General features: G+C 58.2%; 12 protein-coding genes. 5 read left to right on the top strand and 7 right to left on the bottom strand.

Annotated features, from left to right (window positions below; translation table 11 throughout):
* Positions 1 to 67 precede the first annotated feature (67 nt).
* Positions 68 to 3,619, bottom strand: coding sequence for an FAD-binding and (Fe-S)-binding domain-containing protein (locus ACUZ9Q_RS13975; RefSeq protein ID WP_233483449.1), 3,552 nt, complete (start codon positions 3,617 to 3,619; stop codon positions 68 to 70).
* 451 nt (positions 3,620 to 4,070) lie between these two features.
* On the opposite strand from ACUZ9Q_RS13975, the gene ACUZ9Q_RS13970 reads away from it, so the two are divergent.
* A complete protein-coding gene (locus ACUZ9Q_RS13970) occupies positions 4,071 to 4,961 on the top strand; it encodes a hypothetical protein (RefSeq protein ID WP_215647482.1) in 891 nt (296 codons plus the stop codon).
* A 235-nt stretch (positions 4,962 to 5,196) separates the two neighbouring features.
* On the opposite strand, the gene cydB is transcribed toward ACUZ9Q_RS13970, so the two are convergent.
* Positions 5,197 to 6,222 (bottom strand): cytochrome d ubiquinol oxidase subunit II, encoded by a 1,026-nt coding sequence (gene cydB / locus ACUZ9Q_RS13965; RefSeq protein ID WP_449248064.1) that lies wholly within the window; start codon positions 6,220 to 6,222, stop codon positions 5,197 to 5,199.
* Between the two features lie 2 nt (positions 6,223 to 6,224).
* Positions 6,225 to 7,541, bottom strand: coding sequence for a cytochrome ubiquinol oxidase subunit I (locus ACUZ9Q_RS13960; RefSeq protein ID WP_449248063.1), 1,317 nt, complete (start codon positions 7,539 to 7,541; stop codon positions 6,225 to 6,227).
* A 310-nt stretch (positions 7,542 to 7,851) separates the two neighbouring features.
* On the opposite strand from ACUZ9Q_RS13960, the gene htpG reads away from it, so the two are divergent.
* A complete protein-coding gene (gene htpG, locus ACUZ9Q_RS13955; protein WP_449248062.1) occupies positions 7,852 to 9,828 on the top strand; it encodes a molecular chaperone HtpG in 1,977 nt (658 codons plus the stop codon).
* A 108-nt stretch (positions 9,829 to 9,936) separates the two neighbouring features.
* Here the strand turns inward: htpG and ACUZ9Q_RS13950 are convergent, their stop codons facing one another.
* The 3 genes from ACUZ9Q_RS13950 to ACUZ9Q_RS13940 form a co-directional block, all read right to left on the bottom strand.
* The gene (locus ACUZ9Q_RS13950) at positions 9,937 to 10,647 is read right to left on the bottom strand and encodes an OmpA/MotB family protein (protein ID WP_192113087.1); all 711 of its coding nucleotides are present in this window, start codon (positions 10,645 to 10,647) and stop codon (positions 9,937 to 9,939) included.
* 170 nt (positions 10,648 to 10,817) lie between these two features.
* Complete coding sequence (gene motA / locus ACUZ9Q_RS13945; RefSeq protein ID WP_192113086.1) at positions 10,818 to 11,666, bottom strand: flagellar motor stator protein MotA; 849 nt, start codon at positions 11,664 to 11,666, stop codon at positions 10,818 to 10,820.
* A 275-nt stretch (positions 11,667 to 11,941) separates the two neighbouring features.
* Positions 11,942 to 13,984 (bottom strand): AsmA family protein, encoded by a 2,043-nt coding sequence (locus tag ACUZ9Q_RS13940; RefSeq protein ID WP_449248061.1) that lies wholly within the window; start codon positions 13,982 to 13,984, stop codon positions 11,942 to 11,944.
* 275 nt (positions 13,985 to 14,259) lie between these two features.
* On the opposite strand from ACUZ9Q_RS13940, the gene ACUZ9Q_RS13935 reads away from it, so the two are divergent.
* Entirely contained in the window at positions 14,260 to 15,894 is a 1,635-nt protein-coding gene (locus ACUZ9Q_RS13935; protein ID WP_449248060.1) for a cobyric acid synthase, read from the top strand.
* 9 nt (positions 15,895 to 15,903) lie between these two features.
* Here ACUZ9Q_RS13935 and ACUZ9Q_RS13930 read toward each other — a convergent pair whose 3' ends face one another.
* Entirely contained in the window at positions 15,904 to 16,839 is a 936-nt protein-coding gene (locus ACUZ9Q_RS13930; RefSeq protein ID WP_233483444.1) for a DMT family transporter, read from the bottom strand.
* 170 nt (positions 16,840 to 17,009) lie between these two features.
* Here ACUZ9Q_RS13930 and ACUZ9Q_RS13925 point away from each other — a divergent pair, with 170 nt between their 5' ends.
* The gene (locus ACUZ9Q_RS13925) at positions 17,010 to 19,841 is read left to right on the top strand and encodes a response regulator (RefSeq protein ID WP_308585685.1); all 2,832 of its coding nucleotides are present in this window, start codon (positions 17,010 to 17,012) and stop codon (positions 19,839 to 19,841) included.
* Positions 19,838 to 20,662 carry a glycosyltransferase family 8 protein gene (locus ACUZ9Q_RS13920; RefSeq protein WP_449248059.1) on the top strand — a complete coding sequence of 275 codons (825 nt, stop codon included), beginning with the start codon at positions 19,838 to 19,840 and terminating at the stop codon, positions 20,660 to 20,662. The genes ACUZ9Q_RS13925 and ACUZ9Q_RS13920 overlap by 4 nt, the downstream gene beginning before the upstream one ends.
* Positions 20,663 to 20,747: the final 85 nt, after the last annotated feature.

Below are 20,747 nucleotides of genomic sequence, written 5' to 3'. Positions count from 1 at the left end.
TGTATGCTGGCCTCGCCAGAGGCAAGAGGCCGAGCCTGCATGTGCAGGCCGCCTTATGATAAGGCTGTTATTTTACGTCAATAACGCGCACTTCGCCGCGCACATCGTTGACTTTTTTGCGGAAGGTCTGGCGGCGGTCTTCGCCGTCCACCTGCCCGGCCAGCCATTCAACCACGTGCATGACAGGGCGTTTGTCGCGCATGTTGATGAGGCAGCGGCCAATACCGATCTTGCACGAGGGGCAGCCCACAATCACGGGGCCGTCGTTGCCCTGCTCAAAAGCCTCGCCAAGGCGCAACTGCTTGCGCGAACGCAGCAGGTTGTAGATATCGGGCGAGGTCATGGCCCCCATGCCCGATTCGCCGCAGCAGCCGGGGTTGAGCGTAATCTTGGCGCCGCTGAAGTCGCCCAGCGCCTTGATAATCTGTTTTTGTCCCTTGATCTTGTGCACATCGGCCCATTCGCAGTGACACGCGCCGTGGTACAGAACCTTTGAGCCTTCCGGCAGGGGAGCCTTGAGCTTGTCCTTGTCCAGCAGGGGCAGGGTAAGCTGCCCCACATCACGCAGGGTCAACTGCGGGAACTGCGTTTCCATGTGCAGGCGCTCAAGGCCGTCACGGCACGAGCCGCAGGCTGTGACCAGATGCTTGCAGTCAAAGCCCTGCTTGGCAAGATTGCGCAGCATGGAGGCCAGATACTGCCGGTTCTGGGCCATGTTGTCTTCAAAGGCCGTATCCATGCCCGCAGCCAGCAAGGGGAAGCCGCAGCACATGTGCCGGGGCGGCACGGCTACGGCAAAGCCGGCCTTGAGCAGAAGCATGATGGAAGAAACACCGATGCGGTCATAGAACAGCGCGCCGCCGCAACCGGGGAAGTACAAGACGCAGGGCATGCCCGGCGTTGGCTCGGCAGGCGCAAAAATGGAACCTCTGTGCAGCTTGAGGGTTTCATACAGATTCGTGTAGCCCATCTTGGGGCCGCGGCCGGAAAAGAGCGGGCTCTTCAGGCGGCGTTTCCACATATCTGGCACGAAACCGAGAAACTTGTTCTGCATCTTTTGTCCAAGGGAGGCCATTTTGGCCGCCTTGGGCACACGGTGCTGTATATCGCGCGAGAGCCATTCAAGGGCATGCCCCTTGATGGGGTGCCCGCCAGCGCCTTCGTGTTCCAGCAGGGCGCGCAGGGTGAGGGCCACCTCACCCGAGGGAATCTTGACCGGGCAGTTGGCCATGCAGCGGCCACAGGCGGTGCAATGCTCCACAATATCGCGCAGGGCCTTGTGCAGGCTTTCCTCAATGCGGCCCTTGTTGACCTGGCTGTAGTATACAGCCTCCAGCAGCATGCCCAGCACCATGTTCTTGTTGCGGGGGTGGTACTGCATGGAGCGCTCGGGATAGCACATGGAACAGACCTGCTTGCACTTGCCGCAACGCGTGCAGACCTGAATGGAGGTGAGCAGGCTGATGAGCTTTTCCTTGTCGGGCAGGCCGCTTTCACGAATATCGCGGATCAGGCGGTTGAACGAGAAGGTAAAGGGGCGCACCGGCAGTTCGCGGAAAACCAGCTTGGCCGGGTTCATCACATCGCGGGGATCCACGCGCTCCTTGAAAGCGCGCAGGGCGTCCATCTTGTCTTTGCCGAAAAAGGCGATCTTGGTGATGCCGATGCCGTGCTCGCCCGAAACCTCGCCGCCCATTTCCTGGCACTCGGCCATGATGCGGGCTGCGGTTTCTTCCGCTTCTTCAAGCATGTGAGCATCGTTGGAGTTCACGGGGATGTTCACATGACAGTTGCCGTCGCCCGCGTGCATATGGCTGGCAACCACAATGCGGCTGGCATCCATGTATTCCCTGATCTTGTCGATCTTTTTGGCAAGATGGGGGTATTTTTCCTTGAGCTTGGCAAGAAAGTCTTCTGCGCGGGCGGCCAGTTCCATATCCGAAATTTCGGTGGCGGCAACATCGCCCGAGGCAGCCTTGGAGGCCTGCGAAAACTCGCGGTTAAAGTCTTTATCTTCCATGGGGAAGCCCGGCAGACGACCCACTTCCTGCAATGCGTAACGGTAGGAGGCCGCCGTGCATTCCAGGTTGATCTGCTCGAGGAACAGCGCAAAGTCGGGGATGCGGTCCATGGGGATGACCACGTCCTCGTTCATCTTGAAGCCGGAGGTGCGCTTGGCGATGGCCGAGAGCCTGTGGCGGTCTTCCCAGAAGCGCTCGCCTTCCTTTTCATCAGCGGCAACGATGATGTCCACGTTGTCCTGCTGTTCCACAACGCTCACGATGTCGCCCACGCACTTGTCGAGCAGGTAGGGATCGTCGCCATCCACCTGCAGGATGATGACCGAAATGGGCGAGCCCTCGTATTTTTCGGACTTGCGCTTATATTCAATGGCCTGCACGTACTTGGCGTTGAACTCTTCCATGGCCGACAGGTGGGCGTAGTCGCCTTCCTGCCGGATGCGGTTGCGCAGGGCCACCAGTTCTCGTACCACCACGGCGGCGGGGTGCATGGAGCGCCCAAAGAATTCAAGCACCATGACGCGGCTGTACTTGGGCTTGGGGTGAACGATAAAGCAGGCTTCGGTAATGATGCCGTCCACGCCTTCTTTCTGCATGCCCGGCAGGCCGCCCAAAACCTTGTTGGTCACGTCCTTGCCAAGGCCCGGCAGGCGTATTTCGTCGCCGCGCAGATGTACCACGTTGCGCACGCCGCCGCTCACGTCCTTGACCACAAAGACGGCGGTTTCGTCAGGCAGGATCTTGTGGCGGGGGTGGTTTTCACGCTCAACGGTGATGATTTCACCCGTGGGCGTGACCATGCGCCACCACAGCAGGTTGTCCAGCGTGGTGCCGTACTCAAAGGCGCTGGGGCCGCCCGCGTTTTCAGAAATGTTGCCGCCGATGGTCGATGCCTGCTTGGAAGCCGGATCAACGGAAAACAGCGCGCCCTCGGTATCCACGGCGTTGATGACGGCCTGGGTGATGGCCCCGGCCTGACAGGTGACTGTCATGGCTTCAAGGTCAACAGGCCCGATGCGCGTCAGCCGGGTAAGACTGACAATAACCGTGCGCTTGCGCGCGGGTACAGCGCCGCCGGTCATACCGGAGCCGCCGCCACGCGGAATGAGCGCAAACTTCATGTCGTTGGCGAGCTTTACAAGCTCGGCCACCTGCTCGGTATTGTCAGGCTCAACCACCAGCAGGGGCAGTTCCATGCGCAGGTCAGTGGCGTCTGTTGCCGATTCCACCATGGCGGCGGGATTGGTCAGAATGCATTCATCGGGCAAAACGCCGTGCAGGGCGTCCACCAGTTTGGCGCGGAAGGCGGTTTCGGCCTCGTGGGCCGACCAGAACATGGTCAGGCCTTCGCTGATGGCCGTGGCGTAATAGTGCGCCAGGGAGACCGATTCCTTGTCATAGCTTTCGCGCACGCTGGTGCGCACGGTTTCCGCATTGATAAAGGGGTTGTAGGCCACCAGAAAAAGTTCTTCGGCTATGGCGATGGCCAGGTTGCGCACAGATTCGGGCCATTCTGCAAAGTCATCAATATTGATGCGCAGAATCCTGTTCACCACATAGTCGGGAGAAATGGAGATATGCGGACCCTTGTGGGGCATGACGTTCTACCTCGTAAAGCTCGATGAAGCTCTTGCGGCGTTGCCGCCGGTCAAATCCGTGAAGACAGGCGGGGCATGCTCAATCCACCCCCTGTTTTCCCGCGCATTGGCGAGTCGCCCAATAGCCGACCATGCCGAACCGATGCCCGTAGTGATGCGGGGTCGGGCGGCATGGCAGTTTGGAAAAAACTCGCGCTCTCGGCAGGCCGCAGGCCGCCGACACTGTTCAAACCCATCGGGCAAGCCGAAGGTCTGCAACGCGGGGGAAGCCTTTTCTCTACGTTCTATATTGATGGATGGCAAGTGCGCAGGGCATTGGCTCAGGCATGCCTCCCATGATTCCGTCTGTCATAACAGGATTAGTAGTCTTTGACATTTGGCAAGCTGTAGATATCCTTCTGCCAGACGGGGTTTCTTTAGATCTCCGGGTACTCATCTATGGAGCTATCGCATGTTTATTTTTAAATTACAGCCAATTACGGATGTCTTTGACTGGCTGCACTCAGCCTGGGAGCGTGCAGCCACCCAGCGCCGCGTGGCCCTTTGCATCCTCTGGGTATATCTGCTCGCCCTGCTTGGGGTGGAACTCAAGCGCATGGGCATTCTGCCTCCGTGGCTGGCCGCGATTACGCCGCACAGCCATTTTTACGCCATCCATCTGGCCTTTACCCTGATTCTGGTGCTTGAGGTCATGAGCCTGATTCTGGCGATCCCAAGTTCCCTTTCGCAATCCATGGGCAAGCAGTTTGAGATACTTACCCTTATTTTGCTGCGCAATGCCTTTAAAGAACTGGCGCATTTGCCGGAGCCGGTCAGCGTGGTTAACGACCTGCTGCCGGTTATCAGCATAGCGGTTTCCGGTGCCGGTGCCTTGTGCGTGTATCTGTGCCTTGGCCTGTACAAACGCATCGCACGGCAACACCTGCATTTTATCGCCACAGCCGATCTGCGCATGCGCTACGTCATGAGCAAAAAAATGCTGGCCTTGGCCCTGTTTGTAATATTTCTGTTCATCGGTTCCCGCGATTTTATGCACTTTGTGAAAACCGGCGAAGACCTCAAATTTTTTGAAACTCTCTACACGGTGCTGATTTTTGCAGATATCGCCATGGTGCTCATCGCACAGCGGTACATGCCTGCCTTCCATGCGGTGTTCCGCAATTCGGGCTTTGTCATAGGCACCTTGCTCATGCGGCTGGCCCTTTCCGCAAGCCCCTTGTGGAGTCCTGCCATCGGTCTTTTCGCCGCGCTGTTTGTGCTGGCCGTGACCTGGGGCACCAATTATTTCACGCCCCTCCGGCATCAGGGCTACTGTGTGCGTGAGGTGGAATCCACCGATTAGAGCCTGTTTACAGGGAAAGCCTGCACGGCGAAGCTAATTCACCGTGCAGGCTTTTTCATGGCGCAGAGTTGTTCTGGTCGCCTTGCAGCGCTGGACAGCGCAGGCAGTCATAACTGGCAACGTCCGCACTCCCGTGGTCAAATTGACTCCAAAGCTGCCCTGCTGGCTTTAAATGAAAACACCCCGCATCAGACGATGCGGGGTGTTGCTTTTGGAAGGGGAGAACAGCCTGGGTTTAGTAGGCGTGCTCGTCCTTGAGATCCTCGTGCGTCACAGGGGCGGAGAAGGTCTTGTACAGCCAGAACTGGTACGCAAGCACGATGGGCACCATGACCAGAGCCACGCCCAGCATGATCTTGAGCGTCAGTTGGCTGGAAGCGCCGTTAAAGGCGGTGACCGTGGCGGCAGGATCAATGGAAGATATGATCATGCCGGGGAACATGCCCGCAACGCCAAAGAAGGTAACGCCAAGAATGAACACGGCGCTGCACGCCCAGGCCAGCCACAGCTTGCCCGCACCCAGCATGACGCGCGCGCCCACAAGGCCCGCCAGCGCCAGCAAGGGCAGAACAAACAGAACAGGCATGGCCAGAAAGTTTGCATACAGCTTGGTGTACATGGCGGTGAGAACCAGAAAGACCACCAGCAGCAACAGCATGACAGGCCACAGGAAGGTGGCCGATGCCGCTGCGCGGGTTTGCAGGCTGCCTGTGCTCTTGATGGCCAGCCACAGGGAGCCGTGCAGCAGGAACATGCACAAAAAGAACACGCCGCCCGCAAGGCCGTAAATGTTCAGCAGGCCAAGCAGGTTGCCGTGGTATACGCCCTTGACGTCAATGGGAATACCCATGAACAGGTTGGCGAAAGCCACGCCCAGCAGCACGCAGGGGATCAGGTTGGCAAGAAAATGCACACCGTCCCACAGGGCGCGCCAGCTGTCGTGTTCCACCTTGTTGCGGAACTCGAAGGAAACAGCCCTGAAAATAAGGGCGAACAGCAGCAGAAGCAGCGGGGCGTACAGTGCGCTGAACATGACCGCATAGGCCTTGGGAAAAGCCGCAAAGGTCACGCCGCCAGCGGAAATAAGCCACACTTCGTTGCCGTCCCAGAAGGGACCGGCAGCATTGTACATGATGCGGCGCTCAGACTCGTTTTTGCCCAAAAAGGGCAGCAACGCGCCAAGGCCAAGATCAAAACCGTCCAGAATAAAGTACACGGCCCACAACAATGCCCACAGCACAAACCAGATGGTTTCCAACATGGCTATACCTCCTGGGCGTCAGGGCCCTTGATGGCGTATTTACGCAGCAAGTAAATGTCCAGAAGGCCAAGCAGGGAATACACCACTATGAACGCACCCAGCGAAATGGCGACATTCTCGGCTGGAACTGGCGAAACCGCGTCGGAAGTGCGCATGAGACCATAAACAATCCAGGGTTGGCGGCCAATTTCGGCCACTGCCCAACCCAGCATGATGGCAACGTAGGGCAGGGGGATGTTCCATACCAGCGCCTTGAGCAGCAGGGGGCAGGGTTCGTCCTTCTTGCGTTGCAAAAAAGCGCCTACGGCCAGCAGCACAAAGATGCCAGCCATGGCAATCATGCCACGGAAGCTCAGGAAGGTAGGCATAACCGGGGGGCGGTCTTCCTTGGCAAAGTCCTTGAGGCCCTTCACTTCGGCGTTGGTATCGCCGTAGGCAATCCAGCTCAGCAGACCGGGAATGCCGATGGCCTGAACCTTGTTGCCTTCATTGGCTTCGTCAGGCCATGCCAGCAGATAAAAGGGCACGTTGCCCCCGGTTTCCCAGTGGGATTCCAGCGCAGCCAGCTTGGCAGGCTGAACCTGGGCCACAGTCTTGCCCTGCTGGTCGCCCGAAAGGCCCAGCAACAAAACAAGAATCAGGGTGAAAGGCGCGGCCATCTTGAAAGAGGCCCTGAAAAAGTCCACCTGGCTCTTGCGCAGCAAATGCCAGGCCGAAACGCCCAGCACAAAAAAGCCGCCCAGCGCCCACGATGCAAGCACCGTATGCGCGTACATGCCCCAGGCGTAGCCATTGGTTACCACCTGCCAGAAGTTGGCAAGCTCTGCACGGCCAACTGTCTCATTGATGGTATAGCCCACCGGGTGCTGCATAAAGCCGTTGGCAAGAATGATCCACAGGGCGGAAAGGTTGCCCGCAAATGCCACAATGTAAATTGAGGCAAGATGCATTTTTTTGCCAACGCGGTTCCAGCCGAAGTGCCACACTGCAAGGAACGTGGATTCCAGAAAAAAGGCCACCGTGGCTTCAATAGCCAGCAGGGAGCCGAAAATATCGCCCACGTATTCCGAGTAGCGGGACCAGTTGGTACCGAACTGGAACTCAAGCGTGATGCCTGTCACCACGCCCAGGGTAAAGTTGATGAGAAAAAGTTTTCCCCAAAATTTGGCTTGTTTTTTCCAGAATTCGTCACCGGTACGCACATAGCGGGTTTCCATCCAGGCGAGAATGACGGAAAGACCGAGCGTAAGCGGCACGAATATGAAATGGAAAAAAACGGCCACAGCGAATTGCAAACGCGAAAGCATTACAACGTCCATGTAGGCCCTCCTTGAATATCCTTCAGGCGAGATAGCTTTTTTCCCATCAAATGGCAAGTAGTTACGAATATCATTTTGCCCGTATGAGTATGAATCCTGCGGGCTTGATGTTTTATCCCCCTTTTATATGAAATATTGGATTGGAATGTCTGCGCGTGCCTGCCAGCCTGTTTTACAGGGTGCCGGACGCGCGAATTTCCCTGCGTTGCCAACTGCCGCGCGGAAAAATGCCGTAAAATTTGGCAAATCCCCCTTGAAATTTCAGTGGGGGATATTATTTTCAACTATATCTTTTTTCAGGAGGTTTGTCATGGCAGAGGCTGGTAAGAATTCCCGCCAATTCCGCGCTGAGGTGCGCAAAGTCCTGCATATCCTCACCAATTCGCTCTATACAAATCGCGAAATTTTTTTGAGGGAACTTGTTTCCAACGCCTCGGACGCGTTGGATAAATTGCGCTATCGTATGAACAGGGGCGAAAGCCCGCGTCTTGCTGATATCCCCCTTGAAATCCGCATCAGCCTGGACAAGGACGCCAAGGTTCTGACCATTGCAGATACCGGCGTTGGCATGACAGCAGAAGAACTGGCTGAAAACCTTGGCACCATTGCCAGATCCGGCTCCGAGCAGTTTTTGGCCGATATTGCGGCTGAAAATGCCGCCAACGGCAGCGATGCGGCAAAGGCCGAAGCCGGGGAGGAGGGCGAAACCTCCGGTCCTGCGGATGCCGCCAACATAATCGGCCGTTTTGGCGTGGGCTTTTATTCTGTCTTTATGGTGGCCAGCAAGGTGGAAGTTACTTCGCGTCCGGCTTTTGGCGATGATGCAGAAGCCAGCGTGTGGGTCAGCGACGGGCTTGGCACCTTTACCGTTGAGCCCGCAACCGGGGATGAGCCCGCGCGCGGTACTGTCATCAAGGCATGGCTCAAGGACGATGCCGCCGAATTTGCAGAGAAGTTCCGCGTTGAGTCGGTTATCCGCAAGCACTCGGCCTTTGTTCCCTTTCCTGTCCTCGTGGACGGCGAGCGGGTCAACACCCAGCCTGCGCTGTGGCGCGAGCCAAAGTTTTCGGTCACCAAGGAACAGTACGATTCCTTTTACAAAGCCCTGACCTATGACGCTAAGGAGCCGCTGGACACCCTGCATCTTTCTGTGGATGCGCCTGTGCAGTTTAATGCACTCCTGTTCACGCCCGATTCGGCGCAGGATTTTTTTGGTGCTGACCGCGAATTTTGGGGGCTTGATCTTTATGCCCGCCGCGTGCTCATCCAGCACCGCAACAAAGAACTGGTGCCTGAATATCTGGCCTTCCTCAAAGGCGTGGTCGACACGGAAGACCTGCCCCTGAACATCTCGCGCGAGACGCTTCAGGAAAACGTGGTGCTGCGCAAGATCAATCAGGTGCTGGTCAAGCAGACCTTGGGCCATCTTGAAAAGCTGGCAAAGGACGATGCGGAAAAATACAGCCGCTTCTGGAAGCTGCACGGCAAGGTTTTCAAGCTGGGTTACCACGATTATGCCAACCGCGAACGCATCAGCGCCTTGCTGCGTTTCAATTCCTCGTCCCTTGCGGATGCGGATGCGCTCACCAGCCTTGATGAATACATGGCCCGCGCTCCAGAAGGGCAAAAGACCATCTGGTATGTGGCAGCGCCCAACCGTGAGGCCGCCCGCCTCAATCCGCACATGGAGCGCTTCCGCTGCAAGGGCATTGAAGTGCTGTGGCTGTACGAGCCTGTGGACGAATTTGTCATGGACGGCCTTGCCAAGTACAAGGACTGGGAATTCAAGTCGGTGGAAACAGCGGCGGATGACGCCCTGAAAGACTTTTCCGACAAGGAACAGCCGGAACACGAAGCCGCCGCGCCGCTCTCTGACGACGATTCGGCAAGTTTTGACGCCCTGCTTGGCAAGATGAAGGAAATCCTGGGCGACAAAGTGACGGACGTGCGTGTTTCTCACCGTCTGGCAGACAGCCCCGCAGTGCTGGTTTCGCCCGATGGCGGTCTGTCGTCCTCCATGGAAAAACTGCTCAAGGTCATGCAGAAGGATGATTCCATCCCTGTGAAGGTGCTGGAGGTCAACCGCGATCATCTGCTGCTGCGCAGCATGTTGCGCATGTTCAAGGCAGACGCGGACGACAGGATTCTGGCCGACATGACTGGCTGCCTGTTTGACGCCAGCCTGCTGCTGGACGGTTACCTCAAGGATCCTCAGGCATTGGCGGCCCGCACGGGCAAGCTGCTTGAAGAGGCTGCCGCCTGGTATACGGAAGTACGTAAGATATAGCTCTGGCCGTGATGCCGCAAAAGCATCCCCGTCAGTGAAACAGAGAAACGGCCCTTGTGAATTTTCACAGGGGCCGTTTCATTTGCAATTTGCTGGCAGAAAAGCGGACTAGTACACCACGCTGTATGACATGACCTCTGGCCGATGGAAGAAAAATTCCACCCGCCGGTTCATGGCGCGGCTCTGTTCGTCAATGCCCGGCTTGAGGGGGCGCGTATCGCCGTAGCTCACAGCACGCATGCGCGTGGGCTTGATGCCCTTATCGGCGAGATAATGCACCATGGCTGATGCACGCGCGCCGGAAAGCTCCCACGCGGAGGCATATGGCGGTCTGGCCTCGGTGGAGTCAGCGTGCCCGCGCACCACAAGGTAAAGATTGTATTCGTTCATGAGTTTCAGCACCGCTTCCAGCACCTTGGTGCCTTCGGGCAGCAGGTCAACGCTGCCGGGCCGAAACATAACGTCCGAATTGACGCGCAACTGCACGCCCACGTCATCCGCGCTGATGCCCGAGGAGTTTTGCGGCACGGCATCTGCCATGAGCATCTGCTTGATTTTTTGCGCAATGGCGTAGTGCGACTTTTCAACCTCGTTGATTTTGAGGTCGCGCGCATCAATTTTATCCGTGTTCTGGATGAACGGATTATTTGATATGGGGGATGTGGAGCTGGAGTCGAAATTGCGCTCGCCGCTGAAGTACGCTGCAAGACCCGCCTTGGTGTCGGGCGGCACCATGCTGAGGATCCACAACAGAAGGAAGAAGGCCATCATGGCCGTAACAAAGTCGGCATACGCCACTTTCCATGCGCCGCCGCCCATAGGCTTTCTCCTTCGTAGTAATCTGCGCCGGGCCTTACGCTTTTGCTGACGGCATAAAGATCAGCCGTCCGCGCCCTTGATGTGCAAACCATAGCAGGTTTTTACAGAAGGGCAAAATATCTGCGCCTGCACTCCCCGGTTAGGGGGGCAGCCAGCCCGTTTGCCCCGGCCTAGCCGCTCTTGAGCCGTTCTTCCATTTCTGCAAAAGAAGGTCGGAAGGGGTAGGGTATGGCCCTGCGCCCATATTCCACGGCGATCAGCGGAGTTGATCCGCGAATGGCGGCAGCTACGGCTTCCTTGATGGCGTTAAAATAAAAATGTTCTTCGGCCACGTAGTTTTCAAGCTTTGCGCCCATGGGGCCAAAGAGGCCATAACAGGCAAGAATACCAAAAAACGTGCCGACAAGCGCTGCCGCGATGTAGTGGCCAAGAACTTCCGGCGGTTCGTTGATCTTGCCCATGGCCAAAACCACGCCCAGCACGCAGGCCACAATACCCATGCCCGGCAGCGATTCGGCCATGTGCGACACGGCGTGGGCGGGCAATATGCCTTCTTCGCGCATGGTCTCGATATCCACATCCATGAGGCTGTCGATATCTGCGGGGTCGCCGGTGGTCAGGTACACGCGCAGCGTGTCGCCCACAAAGTTCACCAGCACGGTATCTTTGGAAATATTGGGATACTTGCTGAAAATTGGGCTGGATTCGGGCTTTTCAACGTCGCTTTCAATACTGATCACGCCCTCGCGGTGCATTTTGGAAAAGAGCGCATACAGCAGGGCAAGGGTCTCAAGGTAATGATTTTTGCTGGAACCAGGATCGGCAAACAGGTGCTTGAGGCTTTTGACAACCAAGCCAAAGGTGTACTTGGTCTGCGAACCAAAAAAAGCCCCAAGGCCGCAACCCAAAATAATGATGAACTCGGCGGGCTGAAAAAGAACGCCCCAGTCGCCGTGAGCCATGGTGTAGCCCGTGCCGACTGAAGCCGCAACAATGACCAGTCCTATAAGTAAGTACATACTGCCGCCTGTTCGCTCTATGCCTTACTGGGCAAAGAAACCCCGTAAAGCTCGTGTGTTGCCTGGCTGGCGAAATTTTGACTACTCCGCTCACCAATCGCGCCTTTACAGCGCGTTCAGGCCTTCTTTAATGCTTAACGCCCGTGATGCTAATAGCTTTAGCCCATGACGCCGAAAAGGCAAGCCCCAGGCAAAATACCTTAACCCGTGAACCAGAGCTGTTTGCCTTGCCATTGGCCTTCGCTCGTATCTTTGTCCAGCCGTCGCCATGCCTGTTAGCGGCCCAGAATGCCGCGAACCAGCCCTTCCGCGCCCTTTGCCGCGTCCTTGGTGGTGCTTCCGGCTTCCTTGCCCGTTTTCAGCAATGCTCCGGGCAGATTTTTTGCCATATCAAGGGCAAAACGCGGGTCAACACCATACGAAATGTCACTCAAAGGCCCCTTGGCCGTCACAGGAATCGTCAGCCCCATGGTTTTGATGTCCAGGGCTGCGTCCAGGTACTGTTTGGGCAGACTAATGCGCGCCTTGCCCGCAGCGTTGAGAGTGGCGGAGGTAACGGTGATGGGACTTGCGTTGATTTCGCCATCGCGGGCGGTAAAGGGAGCACGGGCCAGATCAAAGCGGTCGGGCAGCGGCCCTGCCTTGCCGGTGAGCGAAGGGATGCTCTTGGAAAGCTCTGCCATGGCCGGAACATGCAGGCGGCGTATCTCAAGCTGCCCCCGTCCGCCAAGAGTCTGGCGAATATCGTTGGCGTCCGCGCACTTCATGGTCATATCCGCATCCAGCGCGGCCTGCCCGTCGGCCAGTCGGCCCTTGCCAAGGGCAACCAGCAGCGGGCCAAGCTCCACATCGGCGGCTTGCGCCTTGAGAGCGCAAGTTTCAGTCGCCATATCCATGTTGCCGGTGGACTTGATAAGCCCGCCGCTGCCAAGGCTGGCCGTTAAGGAAGTCAGGGCGTAGCGTCCTTTTTCTCCTTTGATGGCCAGCGCAATGTCTTTTATCTGCAATCCGCTCTTGGTAATGCCAGCCACTTTGGCGCGGATGTCCAGCCCCGGCATGCGCCGTGCCGCTTCCGCATCCGGCTTGGCTCGCTTGCCGTTGGACGATGCTCCGTCGTGGCCCGCAGGCCTGGTTTCCGTTGCATTTTTGCCGGATTCTGCCGGGGGCAAATAGGGATCAAGATTGAGCATGCCGGTCTGCACGTCCGCAGTCACAAGCATGGGAGCGTTTTCGGGCAGATCAAGGCGCAGGCCTCCGCGCAGGGAAAGATCGTCAAGTTGCAAAAGCATCTGGCTGAGATTCAGGGCATTGGCGGTATAGCGCACCATTGTTCTGAAGCGCAGATCGTCCTTGGCAGCGGGAGTCGCCAGTTTATGGCCTGCCAGCGCAGCAAGTTTGTGGGGCGAGCCTTCCATTTCAAGAGCGCCGTTGAACGCCAGGGGGGCCAGCCCGCCTTCGCCGGATGCGCTCACCCGCGCCTGGGGCGTATTGAGCAAGGCCTTGCTCAACTGGAGGTGCAGATCGCTCAGCCGCAGCGACCCCTCACAGGTGAACTGCAACGGCCCGGCTTCCTTGGGCAGCGCTCCGGTGAGCGGTGTGACAGTCAGCGCAGTCTGCCGGAAAAGCAGCTGAGGCGGCGCGTAGCGCAGGCGGGAAGAAAATGCCAGCGTACCCGAGATGTTGTTTGCGCCAGATTTGGCGGCGGGGGCAGCAGGTTCGGCGGTGCTGTCGCCAAAAATAAAGGCAAAGTCGCACTGCACCACGGCTTCTTGCCCGGTGCGCAGATTTTCTACAGAAAAGTTTACATCATCAACGCGCAGTGTTTTACCATTTGCGGTTGTGTAGGTCACAATACCCTGGCGCAGTACAAGACGTTTCAGCTCAATGGGAAGGGCTGGCGGGGTTGCAGCGGCTGGTTTGGTTTCAACGGCGGGTTTTTCCGCATCCGGCTTGGCAGCGGCAACGGCCTTGCCTTCGCGGACTTCAATCACGGGGCTGTTCAGCCGTACTTCACGCACGACAACATTGCCCGTAAGCAGGGGGCTCAGCTCCAGTTGGGCCATGCCGCTTTTGACGGAGATGACCACGCCCTGCCCATCGCCGGCGCTGCCCCAGTGCGCCTGTCCAAAATTGACGCCGGGGGGGAAAAAGGAAATTCCGGGCGGGCTGTCAAACGTTAAAGGTTGCCCAGTGGCTTTGGCCGTGGCATCGGCTATCTGCCGCACCACAAAACCAGCGTCAACCCTGCTGAGCAGGACAGCCGCCGCCACTGCCAGAACCGTGGCGCCACCCAGAATCCATAAAAATACACGCTTCATTGAAACTCCGCAGGTATTTGCGGCCCTGGCGGCCGCGTAAACCGCCGTGCCCTTCAGGGCCGCGGCGGGTATTTGTATGACCACCATTTCTTTTATACGAAAAGCTGGCAAGCAGTGCAAGACGAAGAACGCGCAGTGCAGGCAGGCGGACTCTGTACCTTGCGGCCGGGCGCATTGGTTGCGGTAGCTTCCCGCAATCCATATATTGCCGAAAAGATATCATAAAAGGCACAGCACTGAACGGACATGCCGCAAGTGCAGGGAGGATACCACGCATGGCGGTCAGATCGGTTCATACGGCACAATCGGGGCAGGGGCGTTCTTTGCCTCCGGCTCTCATGATTCAGGGGACGTGCTCAAACGCGGGCAAAAGCCTGATTACGGCGGCCGTATGCCGCCTGCTGGCCCGCAGGGGGCTGCGGGTTGCACCTTTCAAGGCGCAGAACATGGCGCTCAATTCTTTTGTAACCAGCGACGGCAAGGAAATGGGCCGCGCTCAGGTCTTGCAGGCCGCCGCCTGCGGCCTCGCGCCAGACGTGCGCATGAACCCCGTGTTGCTCAAGCCCACGTCCAACGTGGGTTCTCAGGTTATTGTACTGGGCGAAGCCGTGGGGCACATGCGCGTGGGCGAGTATCTCGCCTATAAGCCGGAAGCCTGGAAGGCCGTGTGCCGCGCCTACCGCAGTCTGGCCGCAGATATGGACGTGATGGTGCTTGAAGGGGCGGGCAGCCCGGCCGAAATTAACCTCAAGGCCCACGACATTGTAAACATGCGCATGGCCCGTTATGCCGGGGCGCATGTGGCCCTGGTGGCGGATATTGACCGTGGCGGGGCCTTTGCGGCCCTGGCTGGCACCATGGCCCTGCTCACCCGCGCCGAAAGAGGGCGGGTGGGGGGCTTTATTCTCAACAAGTTCCGGGGCGATGCAAGCCTGCTGGACCCCGCCCTGTCCATGATCCAGAAGCGCACGGGCAAACCCTTTTGGGGGGTTGTACCCATGCTGGAAAATCTGCGCCTGCCCGAAGAGGACTCCGTAAGCTTCAAGGAAGGTCTGACCCCTGGCCTGCGCATGGGGCAAACATCTGGTGCCCCCGACTTGCTGGATATTGTGGTGCCCGATCTGCCGCATTTGAGTAATGCCACGGATCTTGACGCGTTGCGGGACGAACCGGGGGTACAGTTGCGCATTGTGCGCCACGCGGATCAGTGGGGCGCGCCGCATGTGGTTATTTTGCCGGGCAGCCGCAATACAGTGGGTGATTTACGTTTTTTGCGGCGCACCGGACTGGCCGGGCTGGTGCAGAAATTTGCCCGTCAGTGCCTGGAGCGCGGCGCTGGCGCGCTGGTGGGCATCTGTGGGGGATTGCAGATGCTTGGAACCGAAATAGCCGACCCTCTGCTGATTGAAGAAGGAGGATGCGAACCTGGGCTTGGCCTGCTGCCCCTCAGTACAAGGCTGCTGGCTGCCAAGCGTCTGTGCCGCGCCGCCGGATGGGCGGATGCCAGTGTGACAGGGGCAGAACGCCAGACCGTGACAGGCTATGAAATCCATCACGGTGAGACCTCCTCCTTGCACAAAGAATTGTTGGGTGTAGCTGGCGAACCAGCCTCGGGCGATGCCGCGTCTGCCGTCATGCGGGTTGTGATGACCGACTCCGAGGGCCGTTCCTTGGGCTGGGGACGATACGATGCGCGGGGGTGCGCCCGCGTGTGGGGCAGTTATCTGCACGGCCTTTTTGACGAGGATGCCTTTCGCCATGCATTTTTGCGCCGCCTGCGGCATGAGGCGGGTTTGCCGCCAGCGCAGGAAACAGTCTACAGCCTGGGCCCTGAGCTGGACAGGCTGGCTGATGCTGTGGAAACAGCGCTGGACATGACGGCCATACTCAACTTGCTGCATCTGGCTTGAGCAGAAAAATCATACTGTCGGTTTTTGGCCCAAGGCGTTGCGGCTTATTCCCCGCCATTGGCTCAGCAGTACGCCAAGCACGATAAGCAAGGCCCCGCCATATTGCGCGGGAGGGAGCTTCTCGCCCAGCAGGGCGACGCCGAAGAGCAGGGCAAAAACAGGTATGAGATTGGTGTAGGCGGCGGCGCGGCCAGCAGAAAGGCGCTTAACGCCAAAATTGTACAGGCCGTATCCTGCAAAGGTCACAACGCCGCCCAGATAGAACACGCAGGCCCAGGGAACCCAGGCGGGAAAATCCCTGCCAAGGCTGATGAGCGTGTCTGATTCCGGCACCACAAGAGCCAGCAGACAAAAAAAGAGCATGCCCACAAAGGCCTGAACAGCCGTGATGCACAGGGCGCTGTATACGGTTGAAAGGTGGCGGGCCAACACGGTATATCCGGCGGCGCAGCACATGGCGATACCCTCAAGGATGTTGCCCAGCAGGGGATTGGCGGCTTTTTCATCCGGAACCGCGGCAAGGGTGAGCCACGTGACGCCGCAAACAGCCAGCAAAAAACCTAGCCACATGCGCAGGCCCGCGTGTTCGCGCAGGGCGACAAAGGCTACTGCCGCCACCAGAAGCGGCAGCAGGGATGTTATCATGCCAGCCTGCGAAGCCGTGGTCAGGCGCAGCGCGTGGGTTTCAAACAGAAAAAAGAGGCAGGGTTCGCACAAGGCCATGAGCGTCAGTGTTCCCAGATTGCCGTGTTCCTTGAGTTCGCGCCAGAGGCGCGGCCACAGGGGCAAAAAAACAATACAGGCCACAAGCATGCGCCCGGCCATGGTTTGCAGGGGGGTCAGGGCGGTCAGGGCGATGCGCAGCACTACAAAGGTGGAGCCCCAAAAGGCCATGGCTGTCAGCAAGGCCGCGTGAGGCAATAAGTTCCGGGCGGTGGGGGACATGAGGGTTTTCAGTTTCTCCAGAATGGTCGCGGATGATTTTTGCGGCAGCCTATGGTAAGAATGCCAATACTTCAAGGTATGAGGCCATCCGGCAATCGCGCGGGGGTGCCTGCCTGTCCGGGTTCAAGCTTGACGAAAGGCACTGTCCGCTGCCTGCGGGAGCAAGAAGCATGAGCATCAGAACCATCATCAAAACTTCCAACCTCGCGCAGTTGCTGCTTCTTTTGCTGCTTGGGCTTTGCCTGGTCTCTCTGGGGCGTGGCCTTAATGAGGGCCGCAGGGTACTCGAAAACTATTACAGGCTTGATTCCCTCCTGGTGGATGTGGAAACCAATACCCGCCAGAGTTACGAAGAAGCCCACGCCTTTATTTTTACGGGCAATCCAGAGCGTTATGCCAAGTGGCAGATGCTGAATCAGGATCGCGTCCACGAGATGCAGGACGCCGCCGGGCACGAGGGAACCTTTGAGCATATTGCCCGCAATCTCAATGTGACGGGAAGTCTGCAAGGGCAGGTTCAGGCGCTTCTTGCCCAGCGCAGGCACCTCGACAGTCTGCTTGATACCGCCGTGAACATGGCTGTGGGCAATAGCGGGCCGCCCCTGTGGGACAGGGACGGGCTTGATCTGAAAGGCGCGCAGAGCTGGGTAGACAGGGTCAATCTGGACAGTGAAGCGCAGCAGGTTCTTTTCAGCGCGCAGGCTCTGCGCGAAGTGCAGTACCGCAGCTTTCTGGAGCAGGTGAGCAAGCAGGAGTCTCCGCTTGTCCAGATGGTCTGGGCAATGTTTTTTGCCTTGCTGGCCCTCGGGGCCAGCGCGGTTGCCAATATCTATATCTTCCAGATGAGAGTCGCCAAGCCGCTGGGCGAGGTCAGCCAGTATGCGGAAGACGTGGCGGCGGGCGAGGATCCCGAACCCTTGAAGCTCAAGTACCGGGATGAGCTGGCCGTCATGTTCGCCTCCCTGCAACGCATGAAGGGAACGCTGTTCTCCCGTATCCGCGAACTGAAAGAGGCCGAAAGGCGTGCTCGCAAAAGCAAGCAGCAGGCCGTGCTTGCCCGTGCGCAGGCCTTGTCGTCGCTGGAACTCGCCCAAAGGGCCTCACACGTGCAGGAAGATTTTTTACGCCGCATGAGCCACGAAATCCGCACGCCCCTCAATGCCATCATCGGCATGAGCTATCTGAGCCTGCAGGCGGGCCTCAGTGGCGTGCAGCGCGATTATCTTTCCCAGATCAACAAATCGGGCAGCCTGCTGCTGGACATGGTCAACAGGATTCTTGATTTTTCAAGCGCCAACGAGGGCTTGCTGCGCCGCGAAAACCGGGCATTTCAGTTGCCCCGCCTGCTGGAGCTGTTGCGGCAGAGCGTGGCGGGCAGCGCCCTTGAAAAACAGTTGGAGCTGATTTTTACACTTGATCCGGCTGTGCCGGTGGTTGTGGAAGGTGATGAACGGCATCTGGAAGAAGTGTTGCGCATCCTGCTGGACAATGCGGTCAAGTATACCCGCACTGGCTCCGTGGAGTGCAGCGTGCAGCTTGCCCACGGCGGTCTGGAAGATGGCGGATGCCGTCTGCTCTTTGTGGTGGCCGACAGCGGCCCCGGCATGGATGCTGTTCTCAAGGACAAGCTTTTTGAACCCTTTGCCCTGGGCGATGAGTCGTTGACTCGATCAAACAGCGGCCTTGGCCTTGGGCTTGCGCTGGCCCGGCAGCTGGTCAACCTCATGGGCGGCGAGCTTTCTGTGGCAAGCGCACCCGGCAAGGGGAGCCGCTTTTTCTTTGAATTGGGCTTCGGCTGGGTGCAACAGGGCGAAGCCATTACGGAAACAACCTCTGCGCAGGAAGAAGCCGCCGCCGTTGTGGACAGTGCCCTTGGCGCTGCGACCACGTCGCACCGCACTGTGCTTGTGGTGGAAGATAACGATATCAACGCCCAGATCGCCAGCGAGCTGCTGACCCAGGCCGGGCTTGCCGTGCGTGTGGCCTCCAACGGTCTTGCGGCTGTTGAAGAAGTGCGGGGCGGCGGCGTTGACCTTGTGCTCATGGATGTGCAGATGCCCGTAATGGATGGCCTTCAAGCCACCATGCGCATCCGCGCGCTGGGTTTTTCACCTGCGGATCTGCCCATTCTTGCCATGACTGCCCATGCCGATGCCGCTTCCCGTCTGGAAGGCAAGAACGTGGGCATGAACGACTATCTCACCAAGCCGGTTGATCCTGCCGCCCTGTATGCCGCTCTTGAAACGTGGCTTCCGGGCGGATTGCAGTCCAATCCGCTGGCTGCGGATGTTGGCCCGGATGTTTTTTCTGCCGCAGCAGACGCGGAAAGCCGTGTCCAGGAGGGCGAGGAAGGGCTTTCGCTGGACGTTATGCGCGATCCGGCCCAAACTTCTTCAGTGCCGGAGGGGCAGGCGGTCAATGTGGAGGCTGGCCTTGCAACCGTAGGCGGCAACCGCGAATTGTACCGCGAGCTGCTGCTGCGTTTTGTGGATCACTACGGCGAGAGCGCCAGGGAGCTGCGCGGGCTGCTTGCCTGCGGCGATCTGCGCGGCGCGGCCCGTCTGGCGCATACGGTAAAGGGCGTTGCCGCCAACCTTGGCGTGGAGCGGGTATGCCGCCTTACGCGGCACATGGAAAACTCTTTGCCCCTTATTCCGCCGAGCGAAGAACTGATGGACGAGTTTGAAGCGTGCATGAACGAGGTGCTGCTGCGCGTGCGCTGTCTTGAAGGCGATGGGAGCATGGCCACAACTGGCACCATGCACCTGGAAGGCGAGCACCGGGACAACCTTCTGGCTCTGCTAGCCGAACTGCCCGAACTGATGGAAACGGACTGGGGCAATGCGGAAAGCGCCATTGAACGGTTTATGCCTCTTGTGAACGGCACCCCCTATGCAGAAGATCTGACCGCCATTCTTGCCTCGGTAAAAGACTTTGACAATGCGGCCCTACAGGGTCAGGCGGCAGCCCTGCAACGGCGTCTGCGCGGAGAAAGCCTGTGAAAACCGTTTTTTGCCTTGACGACAAGATCAAGTATCTGACCCTGCTCAAGGTGGCGGTGCGGTCGTTGCGCGCAGTGCAGGGCAAGGATGCCCCCTGCCTCTGCGTCTACGCCGGAAATGATGCGGCCTTGCTGGCAGGACTCGCTGCGGAAAATATTCCTGTTGCGCGCTATACGCCGCGCCTTGACCCAAGCGGTTTCACGCCGTTGGGACAGGCCTGCGCCGGATGCTTTCTCAAACTGGAACTTGCTCTTGTGCCCGAGCTTGCCCAGGACGACCGTGTGCTTTACTGCGATACGGATGTGCTTTTTTATCGCCCTCTGGACGAACTTTTTGCACAGCATCCGCCCTACGTTGGTATGGCAAGGGAATACACAGCTCCCTTTTATCACCAGCATCAGCAGCTTTTTTATGAATACAGGGGCGAACACTACACCGTCCCCATGCCTTTTCCCATCTGGACATATTCCAGCGGGGTGGCGCTGTTCAATCTTGAGCGGCTGCGCAAGCGCGACCTGATAGGGCACTTCATGGCTTTTTGCCGGGAAAATGAATCACGTATCGGCAACCTTGATCAGTCGCTGGTGAATTATTTTTTTGGCAAGCGCATTACGCGGCTGGATGATTGCTGGAACAGCCCCCCCTATAGAGAGGAATGCAGGGATGAGGCGCGGATAGTGCATTTTCACGGCCCCAAGCCCTGGGCATATAAACGGACCAACCTGCCCGAGCTGTGCATCAATCACTATGACTACATGCGGGGAATCTGGATGGAATACCTGAATCCCCAGGAACGCACACTGGTGGAAAGCTGGGCGTAAACCGGCCCGAAAGTATTGTTTTTGTCACCCACTCTGAAGTATTCTCCGCTCTGTCCGATAAGGTTGAAACCGGGGCCTGAACGCT

This window comes from Desulfovibrio desulfopostgatei, from assembly GCF_053570645.1.
Note: the sequence above shows the minus strand (reverse complement) of the source record. Positions and strands in the feature narration are given on the sequence as shown.